Origin of the sequence: Promicromonospora sp. NPDC023805 (assembly GCF_040639635.1) — a bacterium.
Taxonomy (GTDB): domain Bacteria; phylum Actinomycetota; class Actinomycetes; order Actinomycetales; family Cellulomonadaceae; genus Promicromonospora.
In genome coordinates this window covers 18,884-39,245 of sequence record NZ_JBFAAH010000027.1, presented here as the reverse complement: position 1 = coordinate 39,245, position 20,362 = coordinate 18,884, and the positions used below count along the sequence as shown (strand labels likewise).

The following is a 20,362-nucleotide window of genomic DNA, read 5'->3' as shown; positions in this document are numbered from 1 at the left end:
GGACGTACCGGACCTTTGGTGGGCGAGACACCGCCTGCTCCTAGGTTGACGACGACCTACCCCCCAGCTCTGACCGGAGAACCTCCGATGACGATCGCTCCTGAACACCGCACACTGCTGACGGTGCAGACGCACGCGCGCGGCAAGCGCAGCCCTGTCACGTGCCGTCTCAAGTGCAACGACGCGTGCCTTCACCCCGCTCCCAACGAGAGCGCCAACGAATACTTCAAGGACGTCGTGAGCTCGGTGCTGTCGCGCCGCGCGATGCTCGGCACGCTGGCGGTCGCCGCGGGTGCCGTGGTGATCGGTGCGCAGGGCGTCGGCGCGCCGTCCGCGGCAGCCGCGACCCTGCCCGAGGGGCGTTTCCCCGGCCACGGTGGCCGCGGCCTGGCCTTCGGAGCGATCGACCCGCAGCCCGTCGACGTCGACGCGCTGGTCGTCCCCGAGGGCTACACCTGGGACCCGATCATCCGCTGGGGTGACCCGATCCTCCCGGGCGGGCGCACGTTCGACCCGAACAACCAGTCGCCGGAGCAGCAGGCCAAGCAGTTCGGCTACAACTGCGACTACCTCGACATCCTGCCGTTCGACGTCGGCGACGAGCGCCGCGGCACCCGCGGCCTGCTCGTGTCGAACCAGGAGTACACCAACGCGGCGATCATGTTCCCGCCGACCGAGAAGTACTGGGAGAAGGACGCCGCAGGCAACGTCACCACGACGAAGAACGCCTACGCCCGCGCCATCGAGCGCGCCGCGCACGGCATGGCCGTCGTCGAGGTCCGCCGCAAGGCCCCGGGCAAGCCCTGGACCTACCAGCGGATCAGCCCGTTCAACCGCCGCATCCACCTGGACACGGAGTTCGTCGTCGACGGGCCGGCCGCCGGCTCCGCCCTGCTCAAGACGTCCGCGGACCCGACGGGCACGCGCGTGTTCGGCACGATGAACAACTGCGCCGGCGGCACCACGCCGTGGGGCACCGTCCTGTCGGGCGAGGAGAACTTCAACGGCTACTTCAAGGCCGCCGGAGTCAACCCGGCCGCCGACGCCCGCTACGGCATCGGCTCGACCACCAGCTACGGCTGGGAGGCCGACGACCCGCGCTTCGGTGGCGGCGCCGGGTTCGAGAACGAGGCCAACCGTTTCGGCTGGATCGTCGAGCTCGACCCGCACGACCCGTCCGCTGCGCCCGTGAAGCACACCGCCATGGGCCGGTTCAAGCACGAGGGCGCCAACGTCACCCTGTCCTACCGCGGCCACGCCGTCGCGTACATGGGCGACGACCAGGCGTTCGACTACGTCTACAAGTTCGTCTCCAAGGACCGCGTGGCCAAGGGCGACTCCCGCTGGGCCCGCAAGCACAACAAGACGCTGCTCTCGGAGGGCGACCTGTTCGTCGCCAAGTTCACCGGTGACTCGCCGGCCGCCGAGATCGACGGCTCGGGCGCGGTCCCGTCCGACGGCGCCTTCGACGGCACCGGCGAGTGGCTGCCCCTCGTGCAGAACGGCCGGAGCAAGGTGCCCGGCATGTCCGTCGAGGAGGTGCTGATCTACACGCGCATGGCCGCCGACAAGGTCGGCGCCACCAAGATGGACCGCCCGGAGGACGTCGAGATCAGCCCGGTCACGGGCCGCATCTACGTGGCGTGCACGAACAACTCCGGCCGTACCCCGACCAACACGGTAGAGGGCGCCACGGAGGCAAACCCGCGCACCCACAAGGTCGTGAACGGCGTCACCAACAACGGCAACCGCGACGGCCACGTGGTCGAGATCATCCCCTCGGGCGACCAGACCTCCACCCGCTTCACGTGGAACCTGCTGCTCGTCGCGGGCGACCCCGCCGTCGAGGGCACGTACTTCTCGGGCTACCCGAAGGACCGCGTCTCGCCGATCTCCTGCCCGGACAACCTCGCGTTCGACGCAGAGGGCAACCTCTGGATCTCGACCGACGGCGCGCCGAGCTCCAACGCCATCGCCAAGTGCGACGGCCTGTTCAAGGTGCCGGTCTCGGGCCGCGAGCGCGGGCACGTGCAGCAGTTCCTCTCGGTGCCCGCGGGTGCCGAGACCTGCGGACCGCTCGTCGACTCCCGCGACGGCATGGTCTACGTCAACGTGCAGCACCCGGGCGAGGACGGGACGTTCGCCGCGCCGCAGTCGTTCTTCCCCGACTACATCGCAGAGGGCGCACCGGTCGAGGCCGGCGACTTCCGGGGCCCGCGCCCGACCGTGGTGCAGGTCTACCGCAAGCGCTGACCTGCACGGCGACCCGCCGAGGTAGAACCAGGGTGAGGTAGAACCGCAGCGAAGCAGAACCAGAGCGTGAGCCAGGGTTCTGCTTCGCTGCGGTTCTACCTCGGCACAGCGTCACACCTCGGGATGCGATCGGGGCCTCGCAGCGTTCGTAGACTTGATGACCGTGACCACTCCGCCTCCCGATCCCGCACGCAAGCCGCTCACGGCAAGCGGTGCGCACGGCGAACCGCCCCGTGAGCCGGACGGCGCATACCTCGACCACGCCGCGACCACGCCCATGTCGGCCGCGGCGCTCGCGGCGTTCGTGGCCGAGGCGCAGCGCACCGGCAACGCGTCGTCGCTGCACTCCGCGGGGCGCACGGCACGGCGCGCCGTCGAGGAGGCGCGCGAGACGCTCGCGAAGTCCCTGGGCGCACGGCCGAGCGAGGTCATCTTCACGTCGGGCGGCACCGAGGCGGACAACCTGGCGATCAAGGGCATCTTCTGGGGACGCCGCGCGCAGGACACGCGCCGCTGCCGCATCCTCGTCTCCGCCGTCGAGCACCACGCCGTGCTCGATCCGGCGTTCTGGCTGGCCGGCCACGCGGGCGCCGAGATAGTGCTCCTGCCCGTCGACGGCGAGGGCCGGCTCGACCTCGACGCCCTGCGCGCCGAGCTCGCCGCCCACGCCGACGAGACGGCACTGATCAGCGTCATGTGGGCGAACAACGAGGTGGGTACGCTGCAGCCGATCCGCGACGTCGTGCGCGCCGCGCGCCCGTACGGCATCCCCGTGCACACCGACGCCGTACAGGCGGTGGGCCAGGCGGAGGTGTCCTTCACCGACTCCGGCGTGGACGCCATGACCGTCAGCGGTCACAAGCTGGGCGGCCCCGTGGGCGTCGGCGCGCTGCTCGCGAAGCGCGACCTGGCCCTCGACGCGGTGCTGCACGGCGGTGGCCAGGAGCGCGGCGTGCGCTCCGGGACGCTCGACACCGCTTCGATAGCGGCCTTCGGCGTCGCCGCACGCCATGCCGTCGAGTGCCTGCCGGAGCGTGCCGCCCGACTGTCCGCCCTGCGCGACGACCTCGTCGCCCGCGTCCGCGTCGCGGCACCCTCCGCGGTGCTGCGCGGCCCCGAGCCGACGTCGGGCGACCGGCTGCCCGGCAACGCGCACTTCACCTTCCCCGGCGCCGAGGGCGACTCCCTGCTGTACCTGCTGGACTCGGCGGGGGTGCAGGCGTCCACCGGATCGGCCTGCCAGGCGGGGGTGCCGCAGCCGTCGCACGTGCTGCTCGCCATGGGCGTCCCCGAGGCGGAGGCCCGCGGCGCCCTGCGGTTCACGCTCGGCGCCACGTCCACCGAGTCCGACGTCGACCGGCTCGCCACCGCGCTGCCCCACGTGGTCGCCCGGGCACAGGCCGCCGGCCTGGTGTCCGGACGTTCGATCGGAGGCATGTGATGAGGGTGCTCGCGGCCATGTCGGGCGGCGTGGACTCCGCGGTCGCCGCTGCGCTCGCGGTCGAGGCGGGGCACGACGTCGTGGGCGTGCACATGGCGCTGTCCCGGAACCGGGACCAGTTCCGTACGGGGTCGCGCGGGTGCTGCTCCATCGAGGACGCCGGCGACGCCCGCCGCGCGGCCGACATGCTCGGCATCCCGTACTACGTGTGGGACCTGTCCGAGCGGTTCGAGGACACCGTCGTGGCCGACTTCCTGTCGGAGTACGAGGCCGGCCGCACCCCCAACCCGTGCGTGCGCTGCAACGAGCACATCAAGTTCGAGGCGCTGCTCGACAAGGCGACGGCCCTCGGGTTCGACGCCGTCGCCACCGGCCACTACGCCCGGATAGAGACCCGCGAGGTCACGCTGCCCGACGGCGGGCTGGGCACCGTGCGCGAGCTGCACCGCTCGCCGAACGACGCCAAGGACCAGTCGTACGTGCTGGCCGTCGCCGGTCCGGAGCGGCTGGCGCGCGCGATGTTCCCGCTGGGCGGGTTCGCGTCCAAGGACGAGGTGCGGGCCGAGGCCGCGAAGCGCGGCCTGTCGGTCTCCGCCAAGCCGGACTCCTACGACATCTGCTTCGTTGCCGACGGCGACACCCGTGGCTTCCTGCAGTCCCGCCTGGGCTCGCGCCCGGGCTCCGTCGTCGACACCGACGGCGAGGTCGTGGGCGAGCACGACGGCGCCTACTCGTTCACCGTCGGGCAGCGCAAGGGGCTCGGGCTCGGACGGCCCGCCGCCGACGGCAAGGCGCGGTACGTCGTCGACGTGCAGCCCGCGACGAACACCGTGGTGGTGGGACCTGCCGAGCTGCTGAGCGTGGACCGGATCGCGGGGGAGAAGGCGCTGTGGTTCGAGGGCGTGCTGGCCCCGGTACCCGCCCCGTTGGTCGAGCCCGTCGAGGCCCCCACCGGCGTCGTCCCGGACGCGGACGGCTGGTTCACCGCCGAGGTCCAGGTCCGCGCGCACGGCGCGCCCGTCCCGGCGCGGGTGCGGTCAATCGCCTCTGCCGGTGGCGCTTATGGTGACGAGGTGCCGGACGACGAGCGACCGGCGTCGGCGGACGGATCGCGTCCGGCCGCCCTCGCCATGGAGATCGAGCTGACCGGGGCGCCCCTGCGGGGTGTCGCGCCGGGCCAGTCGGTGGTCGTGTATCGCGGCACGCGAGTGCTGGGCCAGGCGACGGTCTCCCGCGCCTGGCGGGCCCCCGCGCCGCGCTAGGCAGCGCCGCGCGAGCGCACACATCTGAACAAGGAGAGCTGATGACCGCTGTGACCGGACACGGGCCGTGGCCCGGAGGCGAGCGCGATGTGCTCGAGGCGCAGCAGACGGCGCTGGGCGAGCTCGCCGAGCTACCGACCGGCGTCGACGCGCTGCCGTTCCTGACGCAGCTGGAGCAGCGTGGCCCGGGCGCCGACGCCCTCGGGCGGACGGCGGTGCGCCTCGCCGAGATGCCCGTCGAGCTGGGCCCGCACGGCTGGAAGCTCACCGACCGGCCGGGGATCGACGCGCGTCGGGCCGATACGTTCTGGCGCGAGGACCTCGGGGCCCTCGCCATCGCGGCGTACGGCCACACGGGTCCGATCACCGTGGAGATGCTGGGGCCGTGGACGCTGGCGGCTCAGCTCTGGTCGGCCCGCGGGGACCGTGTCCTGGCGGACAAGGGGGCCCGCGCGGACCTGGGCCTCGTGCTCGCCGGGAGCCTGCGCACGCTCGTTGCCGACATCGTCGCCCAGGTCCCCGGCGCGGAGGTGACCGTGCAGCTCGCGGAGCCGCTGCTCGGCCAGGTGCACGCGGGCGTGCTGCCGACGTTCTCCGGGTTCTCGCGGCTGCGGGCGGTGGCAGGGCCCGAGATCGTCGAGGGCCTCGAGCCCGTGCTCGCGGCCGTGCGGGACGCCGGGGCGCGCTCCGTCGTCCACCTCGGCAGCACCTGGGTCGGTGTGCCGGCGGTGGTCCTCGCCGGTGCGGACGCGCTGGGCCTTGACCTGGCCGACGTCGGGCCGGGCGGCTGGAACGAGCGGGCCTGGGAGCTGCTGGCCCGCGCGATGGAGCGCGGGACCGGGCTCTGGGCGGGGCTGCCTCCGGCGCAGGTCTCGCAGTGCGCTGGACCGGCGCTCGGCACGCTCGCCGACCTGGTCGCCGTCCCGTGGCGGCGGATCGGCCTGCCCTCCGCGCAGCTCGCCGAGGTGACGCTCCTGGCCGCGCACCGGAGGTCGCTCGGCTCGACGGACGCCCACCGCGCGGAGCTGGCCAACCTGGGCCGGGTAGCGGAGACCCTGTCGGAGAAGGCCGAGGCCTGACCCGGACACCCTTTTGAGGTCTAAGTTACTCCGCTCTGAACCGATTCAAGAGGGAGAAACCTAGACCTCGAAGGGGAGCGGGCCCGTGCCGCGGACCCGCTCCCTTGGGGTCAGCTGGTCAGGCGGGTCCAGAGGAACGTCCAGTGGGTCGCCGCCATGTATGCCGCCTGGGCGTTGTTGGCCGCCCCGCCGTGGCCGCCCTCGATGTTCTCGTAGTACGTCACGTCCTTGCCCGCGGCCAGCATGAGCGCCGCCATCTTGCGGGCGTGGCCCGGGTGCACGCGGTCGTCCTTGGTCGACGTCGTGAACAGGACCGGCGGGTAGTCCCGCGCCGCGTCGAACAGGTGGTACGGCGAGAAGCCCCGCACGAACTCCCAGTCAGAGGTGTCCGGGTCGCCGTACTCGGCCATCCAGGACGCGCCCGCCAGCAGGTGCGAGTACCGCTTCATGTCCAGCAGCGGGACGCCGACGATGATCGCCCCGAAGAGCTCCGGGTACTGCGTCAGCATGTTGCCGGCGAGCAGCCCGCCGTTCGACCGGCCCTCCATCCCGAGCTGTGCCGGGACCGTGATGCCGCGCGTGACGAGGTCACGCGCCACTGCCGCGAAGTCCTCGTACGCGCGGTGCCGGTTCTCCTTCAGTGCGGCCTGATGCCAGGCCGGTCCGTACTCGCCGCCGCCGCGGATGTTCGCCACGGCGTACACCCCGCCCCGCTCCAGCCACGCGCGGCCGACGGTGCCCGAGTATCCGGGCAGGATCGCGTGCTCGAACCCGCCGTAACCCCACAGCAGGGTGGGCGCCGGCCCGGCCTCGCCCGAGACGAGGTCCGCCCGGCCGACGACGAAGTACGGCACGCGCGTGCCGTCGTCCGACTCCGTGAACTGCTGGCGCACCGCCATGCCGGCCGCCTCGAAGTAGGACGGCGCGGACTTGAGCACCTCGGGCGCCGCCGCCGTCTCGCCGGGTCCGGCGACGGTGGTGCGGCCGAGGGTCGACGGCGTCAGGTAGCCGGTGGTGACCACCCAGACGTCGTCCGAGTCGACGACGTCCACCGCGCCGACCCCGACCGTGAGCAGCTCGCCGCCCACGGGGAGCTCGGAGCGCGCCCACTCGCCGCCCGGGGTGGCCAGCGTGGGCGGCGTCAGCACGTGGAGCAGGTTCTTCACGTCGTCGAGCACGTTGACGACCAGGTGGTTCCGCGTCCAGGTGATCCCGGCGAGCGACGTCGTCGGCGTCGGCTCGAAGAGGACCGTCAGGTCGTGCGACCCGGCCATGAAGTCGTCGAAGCGGGCGGCGAGCAGCGAGCCCGCACCGTAGGTCGTGCGGCGGAGCGTCCAGTCGTCGCGCAGCCGCACCAGCATCCACTCGCGGTGCAGGCCGACGTTCGCCGAGTCCGGCACGTCGATCTTGGCGAGGGTCTGCTCCGGCGTGCCCACGTTCGTCGCCAGGTACGTCTCGTTGGCGTAGAACCGCAGGGCACGGTGCACCAGGTCCCGCTCGAAGCCCGGGGTGTGCGAGCGGGACGCGCTGATGTACATGTCCTGGTCGGTGCCCTCGTAGACGACTGTCGCCTCGGCCAGGGGAGTGCCGCGCTGCCACCGCTTCACCTGCCGCGGGTAGCCCGACGGCGTCATGGTGCCCTCGCCGAAGTCCGTGTACACGTAGACCGTGTCGGAGTCGATCCAGGACAGCCCGCCCTTGGCCTGGGCACGCACGAAGCCGCCGTCGCTCTCGGGCACGAACTGCTTGGTGACGAGGTCGAACTCGCGCGTCACGTCGGAGTCGGAGCCGCCGGGCGACAGGTCGACCAGCGCGTGCCTGCGCGGTTCGCCCGCCGCGAGCTGCTCCGCCGTCGGGCGCAGGACGCTCGCGCCGTGCCAGACCCAGCTCTCGCCCTCCTGGGCCGCGAGGGCGTCGAGGTCGAGGACCGTCACCCACTCGGGGTCGTCGGTGCGGTAGGAGTCGAGCGTCGTGCGGCGCCACAGGCCGCGCTCGTGCTCGGCGTCCTGCCAGAAGTTGTAGTAGTGCTCGCCGACCTTCGAGACGTGCGGGATCTTGTCGTCCGAGTCGAGGACCTCGCGCACGGCACGCTCGGTCTCGGTGAAGGCGGGACCGCCGAGGACCTGGGCGCCGTGCGCGTTGCGCTCGCGGACCCAGCTCAGGGCGGTGTCTCCGTCGACGTCCTCGAGCCATGCGAACGGGTCCGGGGCGGCGGGGTCGAGGGGCGTGCCCGGGAGAGCGGCTCGGGGGGCGGTCTGGGTGTGCTCGACGCTCATGGAGAGCACCCTACGCGGCCGGTCACGGCTCCGGCCGTCGTAAGGCAGTATGCCTCAGACCGAGGGAGTCGTGCCCGGTTTGTACAGTATTGTGCGGCTATTGCGCTGCGGGGCTGTCATATTCCTCAGTGGCACATATTTTCGCTGGTCGCACCACGGTCGTGCCCTTCCACGCGTGGGACGCCCTGTGGTAGAAACTGCAGTCCAGGGGGTTGTTCGCCCCCTCCAGCCGAGTTCGTGGAGCAAGCCGCGGTATTTGCCGTGTCCCGCCTTCCCAAACTCTGACGAGACAACTATTAGGGGGATCGGCTCGGTGAGCTCGATGTCTTCTTCTCCTCCGCCGAGCAGGCTGCGCCAGGTCGCACCTTGGGTGTGTGTCGCCGGCGTGCTTGCCTATGTACTCGTAGCACCAGTCCTGTTCACCGCCACCGGGGCCTCGTCCACGTGGCCCGCATGGCTCGTCGGCATCGCCGCCGTCGGGCTCGCGGTGGCGGCCGCGCTGATCGCCGCGCGGTCCTCACGTGACGACCTCGCCGCCCACGAGGACCTGGTCCTGGCACACCGCCGGGCCGAGGAGCGTGCGGATGCGGCGTCCCGGGCGCTCGACGCCCTGGCCAACGAGCAGCTGCCCGCGTTCCTCGACAGCGAGCCCGCCCCGCCGCTCCCGCACCTTCCGGGTGACGCGGGTGCCCAGGCACGTCTGGACGAGGCAGCCGCCATGCTCGCCCGGGTGCAGGAGGAGCGTGTCGCTCGCCGCGACGCCGTCCAGGTCGCCGTGGTCGCCCTGAGCCGCAAGGTCCAGGCCGCCGCGCACCGCATCCAGGAGGAGGCGGCGCGGATGGTCCAGCGCCACCCCACCGACCCGGACATCCTGCAGACGTCGATGCGCGTCGACCACGCCGCCGCTCAGCAGGCCCGTCAGGCGCAGAGCCTCGCGGCGCTGTGCGGCGAGTGGCCGGGCCAGCAGTGGAGCGAGCCGCTCCCGCTGCCCGACGTCGTCAAGGGCGCCGCCAGCCGGATCACGGCGTTCCACCGGGTCGAGGTGTCGGGTGACCCCGGCGTCGCCGTCTCGGCGCGCATCGTCGAGCCGCTCATCCACCTCGTGGCCGAGCTGCTGTCCAACGCCACGCAGTCCTCCCCACCCACCACGCAGGTGCTCGTCTCGCTGCGCCAGGTGCAGCGCGGCGCGGTCGTCGAGATCGACGACTGCGGTGTGGGCCTCGACCTCAAGCAGCTCGAGCAGGCGCGCGACATCGCCTCCGGCAAGCGCGAGATCAGCATCACCGAGCTGGGCGAGATCCCGCAGACCGGCCTGGCCGTCGTCGGTACCTACGCGCGCCGCCACGGCTTCCGCGTGGACGTCACCGAGTCGGTGTACGGCGGCCTGCGCGCCATCGTCATGATTCCGGCAGAGCTCACCGAGGCAGTGGTGCCGTCGGGGATGCTCACGCCGGCAGCGACGCTGCCGAGCGCCAGCTCCCGCACCAGCGGGGCGTCCGCACTGGGGTCCCGGCGCAGCGCCACCGCAGTCGCCGAGGCACCGCTCGTGACCGAGCTGCCCAGCGCAAAGCCCGCGGACGACGACGAGTGGCCCGCACCCGCGGCGCCCGACCCGGCGACCGTGGTTCCCGTCGAGCCGCTGAGCGCGACCGGCGTCGTGGTCGACGAAGAGGAGGAGACGCCCGTGGCCGGTGCCCCGGTGCAGGCCCCTGGCGAGCTGCCCCTGCGTCCTGGGCGAGCCCGCCCCGAGGACGACGAGTTCCCCGAGCCGTCTGCGCTCCCGCAGCGGCGATCGCGCCGTGGAGAGGCGGAAGCGACCGACGACCGGACCAAGGCCACGGAGCCCCGTACCGAAGCTCCTGGTCCCGCTCAGACGGCCGAGGAGGCCGGTGAGTGGATGGGTGCCTTCTTCAGCTCGAGCGAGGCACGGTTCGGGGACTCACCAGACAGCAGCGAACCGCCGGCTGGAGCCGGTGGACCTTCGGAGGACCGATGACTACGCACGCCGACGGCATGACCAGCACCGACGGTAATAGCTGGATGCTCGAGCTCATCAGTGGTGTACGGGGGGTCAAGCATGTTGTCGTGCTCACCTCCGACGGACTGATGAAAGTTCGGACGGACCAGACCCCGCTGGACGTGGCCGACAAGGTAGCCGCGGCATGTGCCGGACTTGTGGCACTGGGGATGGGAATGAGCAGGGAGTTCGGGAACAGCGAGACGATCCGCCAGGTGATGGTTGAGTTCGACGGCGGATTCCTCTTCGTCCGGGGAGCCGGTGACGGCTCGCGTCTCGCGGTCGTCACGGAGACGGTGATCGACCCGGCGCTGATTGCCCAGCAGATGCAGGCCCAGGTCCTCATGATCGGGGAGCGCACCCTGGGCACGGAGCGGATCTCCAGCTGATCCCGCCCCTGGCACCGTTTCGGAAAGCACCACCCGAGCCTCGTGAGGCTTGGCCGTACCAGGCACCACCAGCTCGACCGATACCTGACCGACCGACAGGGGGCGAGGGGATGGACACCGAGGAGTACCGCGATCACCCGGTGCGCTCGTACGTGCTCACCTCGGGCCGGGCGCACCCGTCGCGCAACACGTTGCGCCCGGAGACACTTGTACGTGCGGTCGAGAGCCGGCCTGTGCTCTCGACGGCGAGCCGTCTGGAGCGCGAGCTGGTCGAGCTGTGCCGCGGCACGCTCGCGCTGGCCGAGGTGGCTGCGTATCTGCAGCTACCCGTGAGCCTCGTGGCGGTCATGGTCTCGGACCTGGTCGACACGGGGAACCTGACGATTCGTTCCAACCACCAAGCGCACGTCCTGCCCGGCAAGGACATCCTGGAGAAGATTCTCGATGGACTCCGCAAGCTCTGACCGCCCGGCGACCGGGCAGCACCTGGCACCGACCGTCGCGCGGTCGGTCAAGGTGCTGGTGGTGGGCGCCTTCGGCGTGGGCAAGACGACGCTGATCGGCGCGGTGAGCGAGATCGACCCGCTGCGCACCGAGGAGCGCATCACCACGGCGAGCGTCGGCATCGACCCGGGGCAGCCGAACAAGGAGACGACGACGGTCGCGATGGACTTCGGTCGCATCACCGTGACCGACGACATCGCCCTGTACCTGTTCGGCACCCCGGGTCAGCGCCGCTTCTGGGACCTGTGGGCGGGCCTGGCCGACGGCGCCGTCGGTGCGCTGGTCATGATCGACACGCGGCACCTCGAGGACAGCTTCGAGGTGCTGGACCAGCTGGAGCTGCGGACCAAGATCCCGTTCGCCGTGGTCGTCAACCAGTTCCCCGACTCGCCGAACTATCCCCTGGAGCGGGTCCGCGCCGCGCTGGACCTGCTGCCCGAGACGCCGATCGTCGAGTGCGACGCACGCGACCGGCAGTCCGCCGTACTCACCCTGATCACCCTCGTCGAGCACGCGATGACGTTCCCGGTGTTCCAGAAGGTCAACGCGTGACGCTCGCCAACAGACTGCACCTCCGGCTGGAAGACATCTCGGACCGGATGCAGCTGTCGGAGATCACGTCGGCCCGGGATCCGCACAAGCTGTACGAGCAGCTCCGTGACGAGTGGGGTCCTGTCGCGCCGATGGACCTCGAACCTGGCGTCCCCGCCTGGCTCGTCCTGGGGTACGACGAGGCGAGCAGCGTGATGCGCAACGAGCTGCTGTTCTCTCGTAACTCCCGCAACTGGCGCTACGTCCAGGAGCGGTCCCTGCCCGCCGACTCGGGGGTGCTCGCCGCGCTGGCGCCGCGCGAGAGCGCGTACTACCTCGACGGGATGCAGCAGCGCCGGCTGCGTGCGCCCATCGACGACGCCCTTGGCGCCATCGACGAGAAGCGCCTGGCCCGTACGGTGGCCGTGATGTGCGAGGCGATCATCGACCGGCTCATGCCCCGCGGCGAGGCGGACCTGGTGAAGGACTACGCCGTCGCGGTCCCCGTGATGGTCATGACCGAGATGTTCGGCATGAGCCTGTCCGACGGGAACAAGATGCACGAGCTCACCGAGGCGGTCTACGCGGGCAGGGAGCGGGCGCGTGCGGCGGCGATCGAGCAGGAGGCCCTGGTGGCCGTGCTCGTGGCGACGCACCGGGCCGAGCCCGGTGAGGACCTGACCACTGCTCTGGTCAACCATCCGAACCACGAGAACGACGTCGAGGTGATGGCCGCGATCGGCGTGATGTTCAGCCTGGGGCACGACGCCGAGATCGCGTGGATCGCGAGCACGCTGCACATGATCCTGACCGACCCGGCCTTCGCCGCCCGGGTGCGTCGCGGCCGGCTCGACCTGGACGACGCCCTGGACGAGGTGTCGCGGCGCAACCCGCCCGCCCCGCACGTGCTGCCCCGGTTCGCCCGGCAGGACTGCGAGCTGGGCGGACGCCGCATCGCGTACGGCGACGCACTCGTGCCCGCCGTCGCCGCCGCGAACGCAGACCGGGCGATCCGGACGGACGACCCGTGGGAGGAGCTGGGCAGCCGGTTCCACCTGACCTGGGGCGCCGGCGCGCACGCGTGCCCTGCCCACCGGATCGGGCCGCTCATCGGCCGTATCGCCGTGGACACCCTGCTGCGCCGGATCCTCGACATGGAGCTGTCGGTCTCGGCGGACTCGCTCAAGATGTCGGCCTCGCCGTGGTCGCGCTACCCGCGCAAGCTGCCCGTCCGGTTCACCGCACCGCTGACCGAGGGTGGCCCGCGCCCCGAGCGCTGACCGCCTGCGCCACCGTGGGTCGAGCCTGTCGAGATCCCTCGACAGGCTCGACCCACACAGGTCTCAGGACTCGGCGCCGGCCCGCTCCTTGACCCGCTCCTTGAGCCGCGGCACGACGTTCTTGTAAACCGACGGATCGATCGGCAGCAGCCACTGGATGGTCTGGGCGGCGGAGCTGATGTTCACGCCGGCCTCGTCGAGCGTCTCGTCGATCTGGTGCATCGAGAACGGGATGACGTTGGTGCCGCGGGCGTGCTTGCCGCCCGTGCGCTTCTCCATCCACGCCACGCGTTCGGCCACGTGCTTGCGCCGCTCCTCGATCGGCGGCAGCTCGACGACCCCGGCCAGGTATGCGGCGATCCAGATCGCGCCGGCCTCGGCGGACAGCGGCGAGAACAGCGACGAGTTGTAGCCCGCGAACGTCAGGTTCGGTACGCCCTCGGGCAGGATCTGGCGGTAGAGCTGGTAGTTGCCCTGCTCGTCCACCAGGCGGGCGGCGATGGTGTCGTCGAGGAACGGCACGCGCTGGTGGAACCCGGTACCGCAGACCACGAGCTCGGCCGGGATCCGGGCGCCGTCGCTGAGTACGGCCACCGGCTGGTCGCCCTCGACCTCGAAGCGTTCGATCTCCGTGTCGCGGTGGACCTTGATGGTCCCGTCGGCCACCTGCTCGTAGAACCCGTCGGTGGACAGCGACACCGTGCTGTTGGCGATGTCGGCGAACTCGCCGTGCGGGACCAGACCGAGCTTCTTGAGCTTGAACTGCCAGGTCGCGACGGATCCGATGCTCGAGAGCATGCCCGCACGTACCTTGTCCCCCGGGCCGTGCAGGAAGCGCTCCATGCCGTTGGGCAGCTCCTGGTAGCGGAACAGCGCCTCGCCGAGGCGGGACAGCAGCAGGTACTTCATGTTCAGCGCGCTGGCGATGCGCTTGGGCATCTTCCACAGCAGGCGACGAGCCACGACGGTGGTGGACTTGGCCACCTGGCCGATCTCGCCGGCGACGTCGCACGCCGACTTGCCGTACCCGACGACCACGACGTGCTTGTCGCGGGCGTCGTCCAGCGTGTTGAGCTGGCTGGAGGCGACGAGCTTGCCGCCGGCGCGGACGAGGTCGGCGTACCCCTCGTACTGCGGGAAGACCGGGTCGGAGAAGATCCCGTTCGCGACCACCAGGTGGTCGAACCGCTCGGGCGCGGAGACCGGAGCGCCGATGCGCCGTGCGGTGACCATCCAGCCGTCCTCGGCGTCGGTCAGCTCGGCGCGGACGACCTCGGTGGCGAGCCGCAGGAGAGGACGCAGCTCGAACTTCGCGACGTAGCGCTCGAGGTAGGCCTGGACCTGCTCGCCGGTGGGCCACTCCGGATAGTCCCGGGGCATCGGCAGGTCCGAGAAGGCGTACGAGTCCTTGTTGTTCTGCGTCCGGAGGCCCGAGTACCGGCGGGTCGCGCTCCACACCCCACCGACGTCCGGCGCCTTCTCGAAGACTGTGACGTCGTGCTCGAACTCGCGGAGGATCTTCGCGGTGGCCAGTCCTGCGAAACCGGCACCGACGACGGCGATCTTCAAGGGGCCCCTGCTCTCAGTAGATTTCCGGCATTTTTCTCGAATGGTAGCGGTGCCGGACCCTGTGCGATAGGGGCTGATCGAGGCGAATGCCCAGGTCGGCTGACCTTTCGGGACAGGCTCCGGCGCCTTGCCACTCGGATGTCAGTGGTTCAGTCCATGATTGTGTCTGTGAGCGAGACGACAGGCATCCCGGAACGTGATGAAGCCACGAGCGACGAGGCCACCGCACAGCGGCGGTGGGCCGAGCTCGTGGCCCGGATCGAGGAGGATCGGCGCGCCTACTTCGAGGCGGACGCACCCGTCTCGTCGGACGCCGAGTACGACGCGCGGATGCGCGAGCTCCAGGCGCTCGAGGCCGCGCACCCCGCGCTGGTGACGCCGGAGTCGCCCACGCAGAGCGTCGGCGGTGCGGCGGCGTCGGGGTTCGTCACGGTCGAGCACATCGAACGCATGCTGTCGCTCGACAACGCGTTCAGCACCGACGAGCTGGCCGTGTGGGCGGAGAAGGTCAACCGCGACCTCGGTACGGACCGCCCGGGGCTGCTGTGCGAGGTCAAGATCGACGGCCTGGCGATCTCCCTGGTGTACGAGAAGGGCCGGCTGGTGCGCGGCGTCACGCGCGGTGACGGACGCGTGGGCGAGGACGTCACCCGGAACGTGCTGCGCATCGCCGAGATCCCCCAGACACTCACCGGCGAGGGCCACCCCGACGTGGTCGAGGTACGCGGCGAGGTGTTCATCCCGGTCGCCACCTTCGCGCGGCTCAACGAGCTGCAGGGCGAGCTGCGCGAGCGGGCGATCGAGGACGCACGCGAACGTTCCGGGCGGAGCGCCGGCGGCAAGGAGTTCGACGTCGAACGAGCACGCATCGCCGCGCTCCGCCGGTTCCCGCAGTTCGCCAACCCCCGCAACGCCGCAGCGGGCGGCCTGCGGCAGCTGCTGGAGAACAAGGACGGGCTCGAGCTGGAGGCGGGTCTCGCCCGCGTGGAGGGCCTGCGCATGTACGCGCACGGCGTGGGCGCGCTGCAGTGGCAGGAGGGCGAGCACACGGAGCTGGAGCGGCAGTCCGACGCGTACACCCTGTTCGAGCAGTGGGGCATCCCGGTCTCCCCGCACAACCGGGTCGTCGACGGCCTCGACGGGGCGCTCGAGATGATCGAGCACTTCCGCGAGCACCGGCACGACATCGAGCACGAGCTCGACGGGATAGTCCTCAAGGTCGACGCGCTGGCGCGGCAGCGCCGGCTGGGCTCCACCAGCCGCGCGCCGCGCTGGGCCATCGCGTTCAAGTACCCGCCGGAGGAGGTCAACACGCGCCTGCTGGCCATCCAGGTCGGTGTGGGCCGTACCGGCCGGGCGACTCCATACGCCGTCATGGAGCCGGTCAAGGTCGCGGGCTCCACGGTGCGCCAGGCGACCCTGCACAACCAGGACGTGGTGCGGGCCAAGGGCGTGCGTATCGGCGACGTCGTGGTGCTGCGCAAGGCGGGTGACGTCATCCCGGAGATCGTCGGGCCGGTGTCCGCCCTTGCCGACGACGGCTACCCGCGCGAGGACTTCGTCATGCCCGCGGAGTGCCCGGAGTGCGGTACGCCGCTACGCGCCATGAAGGAGGCCGACGTCGACCTGCGCTGCCCGAACGCGGAGTCGTGCCCGGCCCAGGTACGCGGGCGGGTCGAGCACATCGGCTCGCGCGGCGGCCTCGACATCGAGGCCCTCGGCGAGGTCACCGCCGCGGCGCTCACGCAGCCCGACGTGCCGGAGACCCCGCCCCTGGTCACCGAGGCCCAGCTGTTCTCGCTCACGCTCGACCAGCTCCTGCCCATCGAGGCGGTGGTCCGCGACGCGGAGACCGGCCTGCCCAAGATGGACGACGACGGCGTCGTGCGCCGGCGTACCCCGTTCCGGCGCAAGCTGTCGCACGGCAAGGCGCAGCGACTCGCGGCCGAGGAGGCGGGCGAGACCCTGGACGAGTGGGCGCCGTCGGCGAACGCGACAAAACTCCTCGACGAGCTGGAGCGGGCCAAGACGAAGGACCTCTGGCGCATGCTCGTCTCGCTGAACATCCGGCACGTCGGGCCGGTGGCGGCGCGGGCACTCGCGGGCTGGTTCGGTTCGGTGGACGCCATCGAGGCGGCGTCCGAGGCGGAGCTGGCCGCCGTCGACGGCGTCGGCCCGGTGATCGCTGCCGAGATCAAGGAATGGCTCACGGTGGACTGGCACCAGGAGATCCTCGCGGCGTGGCGCGAGGCAGGGGTCCAGCTCGCCACCCCCGGCCATCCCGGCCCTGCCGCGATGGCCGAGGCCGACACCGGGCCCACCGGGCCGCTCGCCGGCCTGACCGTGGTGGTGACCGGATCGCTCGAGGACTTCACGCGCGACGGCGCCAAGGAGGCCATCATCGCCGCGGGCGGCAAGGCCTCCGGTTCGGTCTCGAAGAAGACCGACTACGTGGTGCTGGGGGAGAACGCCGGCACCAAGGCCGCGAAGGCGGAGGCCCTGGAGATCCCCACCCTGGACGAGGACGGCTTCAAGAAGCTGCTCGAGGGCGGCCCCGAGGCGTTGTGAGTCGGAGGGTGCGGCTACAGGCGCCGACCTGGGCGATTAAGGTGACCAGTTGACAACTTCTGCTTGACTATCGCCAGAAGTCCCTCGTAGGTTCTAGCCCGCAGGGTCAATGCCGACCGAGGAGAACTGATGAGACAACGTGGAACCAGCATCCGCGCGAGACAGGCAGCCGCAGGCGCGACTGCCGTAGCACTGACAGCGGTGATGCTGTCGGGAACTGTCCCCGTCGCGTCGGCAGCGGATGATCTGCCGCCGCAGGAACCCGGCGTCACGCTGAGGACCTACGACCTGGCGCGTGATCTGAGCGAGCTCTGCACGCTCCGCTCCGGCCAGACGCCGAACGTCGACCAGCTCAAGCCGACCATCGACTACTCGACGGAAGCCGACTTCGGCATGGGCGAGCGCTTCATCGCGCACGCGCTCGCGAACCTGTCGGTGCCGTCCGCCGGGAACTACGAGTTCCGGCTCACCAGCGACGACGGCTCGCGCCTCGTGATCGACGACGCCGAGGTGATCAACAACGACGGCCTGCACGGCGCGGAGTCGAAGGAGGGCACCGTCGCCCTGGAGGCAGGGGTCCACGACCTGCGCGTCGAGTACTTCGACAACACGAACGACAACATCCTGCGGCTCGAGTGGCGCCCGCCGGGCACGGCGGACTTCGTCGTCGTCCCCGAGAGCGTCCTGAGCACCGAGGCCGGCGTCGTGCGCGTGACCGCCCCGGGCACCAAGTACTGCGAGGGCCAGGACGACTCGGCGGGCGACGGCATGCGCCTCGACTCCGTGCACCCGGGCTACACGCTCACCGACCTGCGCCCGGAGGGCTTCGAGCCCATGGTCGCCGGGCTCGACTGGACCGACGACGACCGCCTCGCCGTGGTCACGACCGGCTCGGTGAGCCCCGGTGGCTGGGTCGAGAACCCTGAGCCGGGCGAGGTGTTCCTGCTCGACAACGTGACCGGTGAGACCTCGAAGGACCAGGTCACCTACGAGAAGGTGGCCACGGACCTGTTCAACCCGCTGGGCATCGCCGTCATCGAGGACTCGATCTTCGTCTCCGAGCGCGACAAGCTCACCGAGCTCACGGACCCGGACGGTGACGGCTTCTACGACGACCACCGCACGGTGGCCGAGTGGCCCTTCGGTGGCAACTTCCACGAGTTCGCCTTCGGCCTGCTGCACGACGACGACTACTTCTACGTGAACCTGTCGGTCGCCATCAACAACGGCGGCGCCACCACGGACCCGCAGCCCGCCGCGAACCGCGGCACGGCCATCAAGGTCGACCGCGAGACCGGTGAGGTCAGCTACGTGGCAGGCGGCCTGCGCACGCCGAACGGCATGGTCAAGGGCCCGGACGGCGAGCTCTTCGTCATGGACAACCAGGGCGCCTGGCTGCCCAGCTCGAAGCTCGTGCACATCGAGCAGGGCAAGTTCTTCAACCACTTCACCAACCCTGCCGGACCGTTCGACGACCAGCCTGTCTCCGCCCCGGCCCTCTGGGTGCCGCAGAACGAGATCGGTAACTCGCCGAGCGCCCCGGTGCAGGTCGAGGAGGGCCCGTACGCGGGCCAGCTGGTGTTCGGCGACGTCACCTACGGCGGTCTGCAGCGCGGCTTCCTCGAGAAGATCGAGGGCGAGTACCAGGGCGCGGTGTTCCGGCACTCGGCCGGCCTGGAGGCCGGCGTGAACCGCACGGTCGTCGGGCCTGACGGCGCCCTGTACGTGGGCGGCGTCGGCGAGGGCGGCAACTGGAGCGAGCCGGGCAAGCTGCGCTACGGCCTGCAGAAGCTCACGCCCAACGGTGAGGGCGCCTTCGACATGACCGAGATGCGGGTCACCAAGAAGGGCTTCGACGTCGAGTACACGCAGCCGCTCTCCGCGGAGACGGTGGCGAAGATCGCCGAGAACCCCAACGCGGCGTTCCGGATGGATCACTGGCGCTACGTGCCGACCCGCAACTACGGCGGGCCGAAGATCGACGAGCGGCCGCTGTTCGTCACGGGCGCCAAGGTCTCGAGGGACCGCACGAAGGTGACGCTCACCGTGGACGGCCTCGAGCCGGGACGCGTCGTGCACCTGCGCAGCCCGCGTCCGTTCTCGGACGCCGAGGGCCGCGAGCTGTGGAACACCGAGGCCTGGTACACGCTCAACGCGATCCCCGGCTACAAGGCTCCGTCCGAGCAGGGGTACCTGGAGGCGGAGGAGGCCTCGCTGCGCGGCAGCGCGAACGTGGCCACCGAGCACAGCGGCTACTCCGGCTCCGGCTTCGCCGCCGGGTTCGGCCAGGTGGGCGCCTCGGCGACCTTCACGGCCGACGTCCGCCGCGCCGGCACCCAGCCGGTGAGCCTGCGGTACTCGAACGGACCCAACCCTTCTCCGGGCACCAAGGAGATGTCGGTGCTCGTCAACGGGCAGGAGGTCGAGCCGTGGGCGCTGGAGTCGACAGGTGACTGGAAGACCTGGGCGACGGCGACGCGGGACCTGCCGCTCCGCAAGGGCGTCAACACCATCACGCTGCGCTACGACGCCGAGGACGACGGCAACGTCAACCTCGACGTCCTCACGGTCGGCGGCATCCAGGACATCTGCCGGCCCGGGAAGTACGAGCGCGGCTACCGCGCCCTGTTCGACGGCACCACGGCGTCCCTCGACGGATGGCGTCTGGCGGGCGCGGGCTCGTTCGGCCGCCAGGCCGACTGCTCGATCCGGAGCACGGGCGGCATGGGGCTGCTCTGGCACACGGGCGAGGAGCTGGGGACGTACAGCCTCAAGCTCGACTGGAAGCTCGTGAAGGACGACAACGGCGGCATCTTCGTCGGCTTCCCGAACCCGGGGAACGACCCGTGGGTCGCCGTCAACCAGGGTTACGAGATCCAGGTCGACGCGAGCGACGACGCCGACCGCACGACCGGGGCGATCTACACCTTCCAGGGTGCGGACCCGGACGCGGTGGAGCAGGCGCTGAAGCCCGTGGGCTCGTGGAACTCGTACGAGATCCGCGTGGTGGGGCAGAACATCAAGGTCCTGCTCAACGGGGTGCTGGTGAACGACTTCGACAGCACCGACCCGGCGCGTGACCTCGCCACGGGGTACGTGGGCCTTCAGAACCACGGGGGCGGGGAGACGATCTACTACCGCGACGTCCGGGTGAAGAACCTGGGCAACGCCAGCTGACGCCTGGCCGGTCGAG

At 71.0% G+C, this 20,362-nt stretch carries 13 protein-coding genes; 11 read left to right on the top strand and 2 right to left on the bottom strand.

What is annotated here, in order from left to right; genetic code table 11:
- Positions 1-87: 87 nt before the first annotated feature.
- The 4 genes from AB0F70_RS22440 (at position 88) to AB0F70_RS22425 (ending at position 6,035) form a co-directional block, all read left to right on the top strand.
- Positions 88-2,253, top strand: coding sequence for a PhoX family phosphatase (locus AB0F70_RS22440; RefSeq protein WP_357453556.1), 2,166 nt, complete (start codon positions 88-90; stop codon positions 2,251-2,253).
- A gap of 157 nt (positions 2,254-2,410) precedes the next feature.
- On the top strand, positions 2,411-3,694 hold the full coding sequence (locus tag AB0F70_RS22435; protein WP_357453553.1) for a cysteine desulfurase family protein: 1,284 nt from the start codon (positions 2,411-2,413) through the stop codon (positions 3,692-3,694).
- Positions 3,694-4,956 (top strand): tRNA 2-thiouridine(34) synthase MnmA, encoded by a 1,263-nt coding sequence (gene mnmA, locus AB0F70_RS22430; protein ID WP_357453550.1) that lies wholly within the window; start codon positions 3,694-3,696, stop codon positions 4,954-4,956. Before AB0F70_RS22435 ends, mnmA begins: the two co-directional genes overlap by 1 nt.
- Before the next feature lie 41 nt (positions 4,957-4,997).
- On the top strand, positions 4,998-6,035 hold the full coding sequence (locus AB0F70_RS22425; RefSeq protein WP_357453547.1) for a hypothetical protein: 1,038 nt from the start codon (positions 4,998-5,000) through the stop codon (positions 6,033-6,035).
- Positions 6,036-6,145: 110 nt separating this feature from the next.
- Here AB0F70_RS22425 and AB0F70_RS22420 read toward each other — a convergent pair whose 3' ends face one another.
- A complete protein-coding gene (locus AB0F70_RS22420) occupies positions 6,146-8,311 on the bottom strand; it encodes a prolyl oligopeptidase family serine peptidase (protein ID WP_357453544.1) in 2,166 nt (721 codons plus the stop codon).
- A gap of 322 nt (positions 8,312-8,633) precedes the next feature.
- Between AB0F70_RS22420 and AB0F70_RS22415 the strand changes: the two genes are divergently transcribed.
- The 5 genes from AB0F70_RS22415 (at position 8,634) to AB0F70_RS22395 (ending at position 13,032) form a co-directional block, all read left to right on the top strand.
- Positions 8,634-10,307: an ATP-binding protein gene (locus tag AB0F70_RS22415; protein WP_357453541.1), complete on the top strand. Its 1,674-nt coding sequence runs from the start codon at positions 8,634-8,636 to the stop codon at positions 10,305-10,307.
- A gap of 17 nt (positions 10,308-10,324) precedes the next feature.
- A complete protein-coding gene (locus AB0F70_RS22410; protein ID WP_116677953.1) occupies positions 10,325-10,717 on the top strand; it encodes a roadblock/LC7 domain-containing protein in 393 nt (130 codons plus the stop codon).
- A gap of 110 nt (positions 10,718-10,827) precedes the next feature.
- The gene (locus AB0F70_RS22405; protein ID WP_275005546.1) at positions 10,828-11,181 is read left to right on the top strand and encodes a DUF742 domain-containing protein; all 354 of its coding nucleotides are present in this window, start codon (positions 10,828-10,830) and stop codon (positions 11,179-11,181) included.
- Positions 11,162-11,773, top strand: coding sequence for an ATP/GTP-binding protein (locus AB0F70_RS22400; protein WP_357453537.1), 612 nt, complete (start codon positions 11,162-11,164; stop codon positions 11,771-11,773). The genes AB0F70_RS22405 and AB0F70_RS22400 overlap by 20 nt, the downstream gene beginning before the upstream one ends.
- The gene (locus AB0F70_RS22395) at positions 11,770-13,032 is read left to right on the top strand and encodes a cytochrome P450 (RefSeq protein ID WP_357453535.1); all 1,263 of its coding nucleotides are present in this window, start codon (positions 11,770-11,772) and stop codon (positions 13,030-13,032) included. The genes AB0F70_RS22400 and AB0F70_RS22395 overlap by 4 nt, the downstream gene beginning before the upstream one ends.
- Before the next feature lie 63 nt (positions 13,033-13,095).
- Here the strand turns inward: AB0F70_RS22395 and AB0F70_RS22390 are convergent, their stop codons facing one another.
- The gene (locus tag AB0F70_RS22390; protein WP_357453532.1) at positions 13,096-14,601 is read right to left on the bottom strand and encodes an NAD(P)/FAD-dependent oxidoreductase; all 1,506 of its coding nucleotides are present in this window, start codon (positions 14,599-14,601) and stop codon (positions 13,096-13,098) included.
- A gap of 156 nt (positions 14,602-14,757) precedes the next feature.
- On the opposite strand from AB0F70_RS22390, the gene ligA reads away from it, so the two are divergent.
- Together ligA and AB0F70_RS22380 are read left to right on the top strand one after the other, a co-directional pair.
- A complete protein-coding gene (gene ligA, locus AB0F70_RS22385; protein ID WP_357453530.1) occupies positions 14,758-17,169 on the top strand; it encodes an NAD-dependent DNA ligase LigA in 2,412 nt (803 codons plus the stop codon).
- Positions 17,170-17,298: 129 nt separating this feature from the next.
- Positions 17,299-20,346, top strand: coding sequence for a family 16 glycoside hydrolase (locus AB0F70_RS22380; RefSeq protein WP_357453528.1), 3,048 nt, complete (start codon positions 17,299-17,301; stop codon positions 20,344-20,346).
- Positions 20,347-20,362 lie beyond the last annotated feature (16 nt).

Coding starts and splice junctions, on each gene's coding strand:
- AB0F70_RS22440 (WP_357453556.1), top strand. CDS start 88: ATGACGATCGCTCCTGAACACCGCACACTGCTGACGGTGCAGACGCAC.
- AB0F70_RS22435 (WP_357453553.1), top strand. CDS start 2,411: ATGACCGTGACCACTCCGCCTCCCGATCCCGCACGCAAGCCGCTCACG.
- mnmA (WP_357453550.1), top strand. CDS start 3,694: ATGAGGGTGCTCGCGGCCATGTCGGGCGGCGTGGACTCCGCGGTCGCC.
- AB0F70_RS22425 (WP_357453547.1), top strand. CDS start 4,998: ATGACCGCTGTGACCGGACACGGGCCGTGGCCCGGAGGCGAGCGCGAT.
- AB0F70_RS22420 (WP_357453544.1), bottom strand. CDS start 8,311: ATGAGCGTCGAGCACACCCAGACCGCCCCCCGAGCCGCTCTCCCGGGC.
- AB0F70_RS22415 (WP_357453541.1), top strand. CDS start 8,634: ATGTCTTCTTCTCCTCCGCCGAGCAGGCTGCGCCAGGTCGCACCTTGG.
- AB0F70_RS22410 (WP_116677953.1), top strand. CDS start 10,325: ATGACCAGCACCGACGGTAATAGCTGGATGCTCGAGCTCATCAGTGGT.
- AB0F70_RS22405 (WP_275005546.1), top strand. CDS start 10,828: ATGGACACCGAGGAGTACCGCGATCACCCGGTGCGCTCGTACGTGCTC.
- AB0F70_RS22400 (WP_357453537.1), top strand. CDS start 11,162: ATGGACTCCGCAAGCTCTGACCGCCCGGCGACCGGGCAGCACCTGGCA.
- ligA (WP_357453530.1), top strand. CDS start 14,758: ATGATTGTGTCTGTGAGCGAGACGACAGGCATCCCGGAACGTGATGAA.
- AB0F70_RS22380 (WP_357453528.1), top strand. CDS start 17,299: ATGAGACAACGTGGAACCAGCATCCGCGCGAGACAGGCAGCCGCAGGC.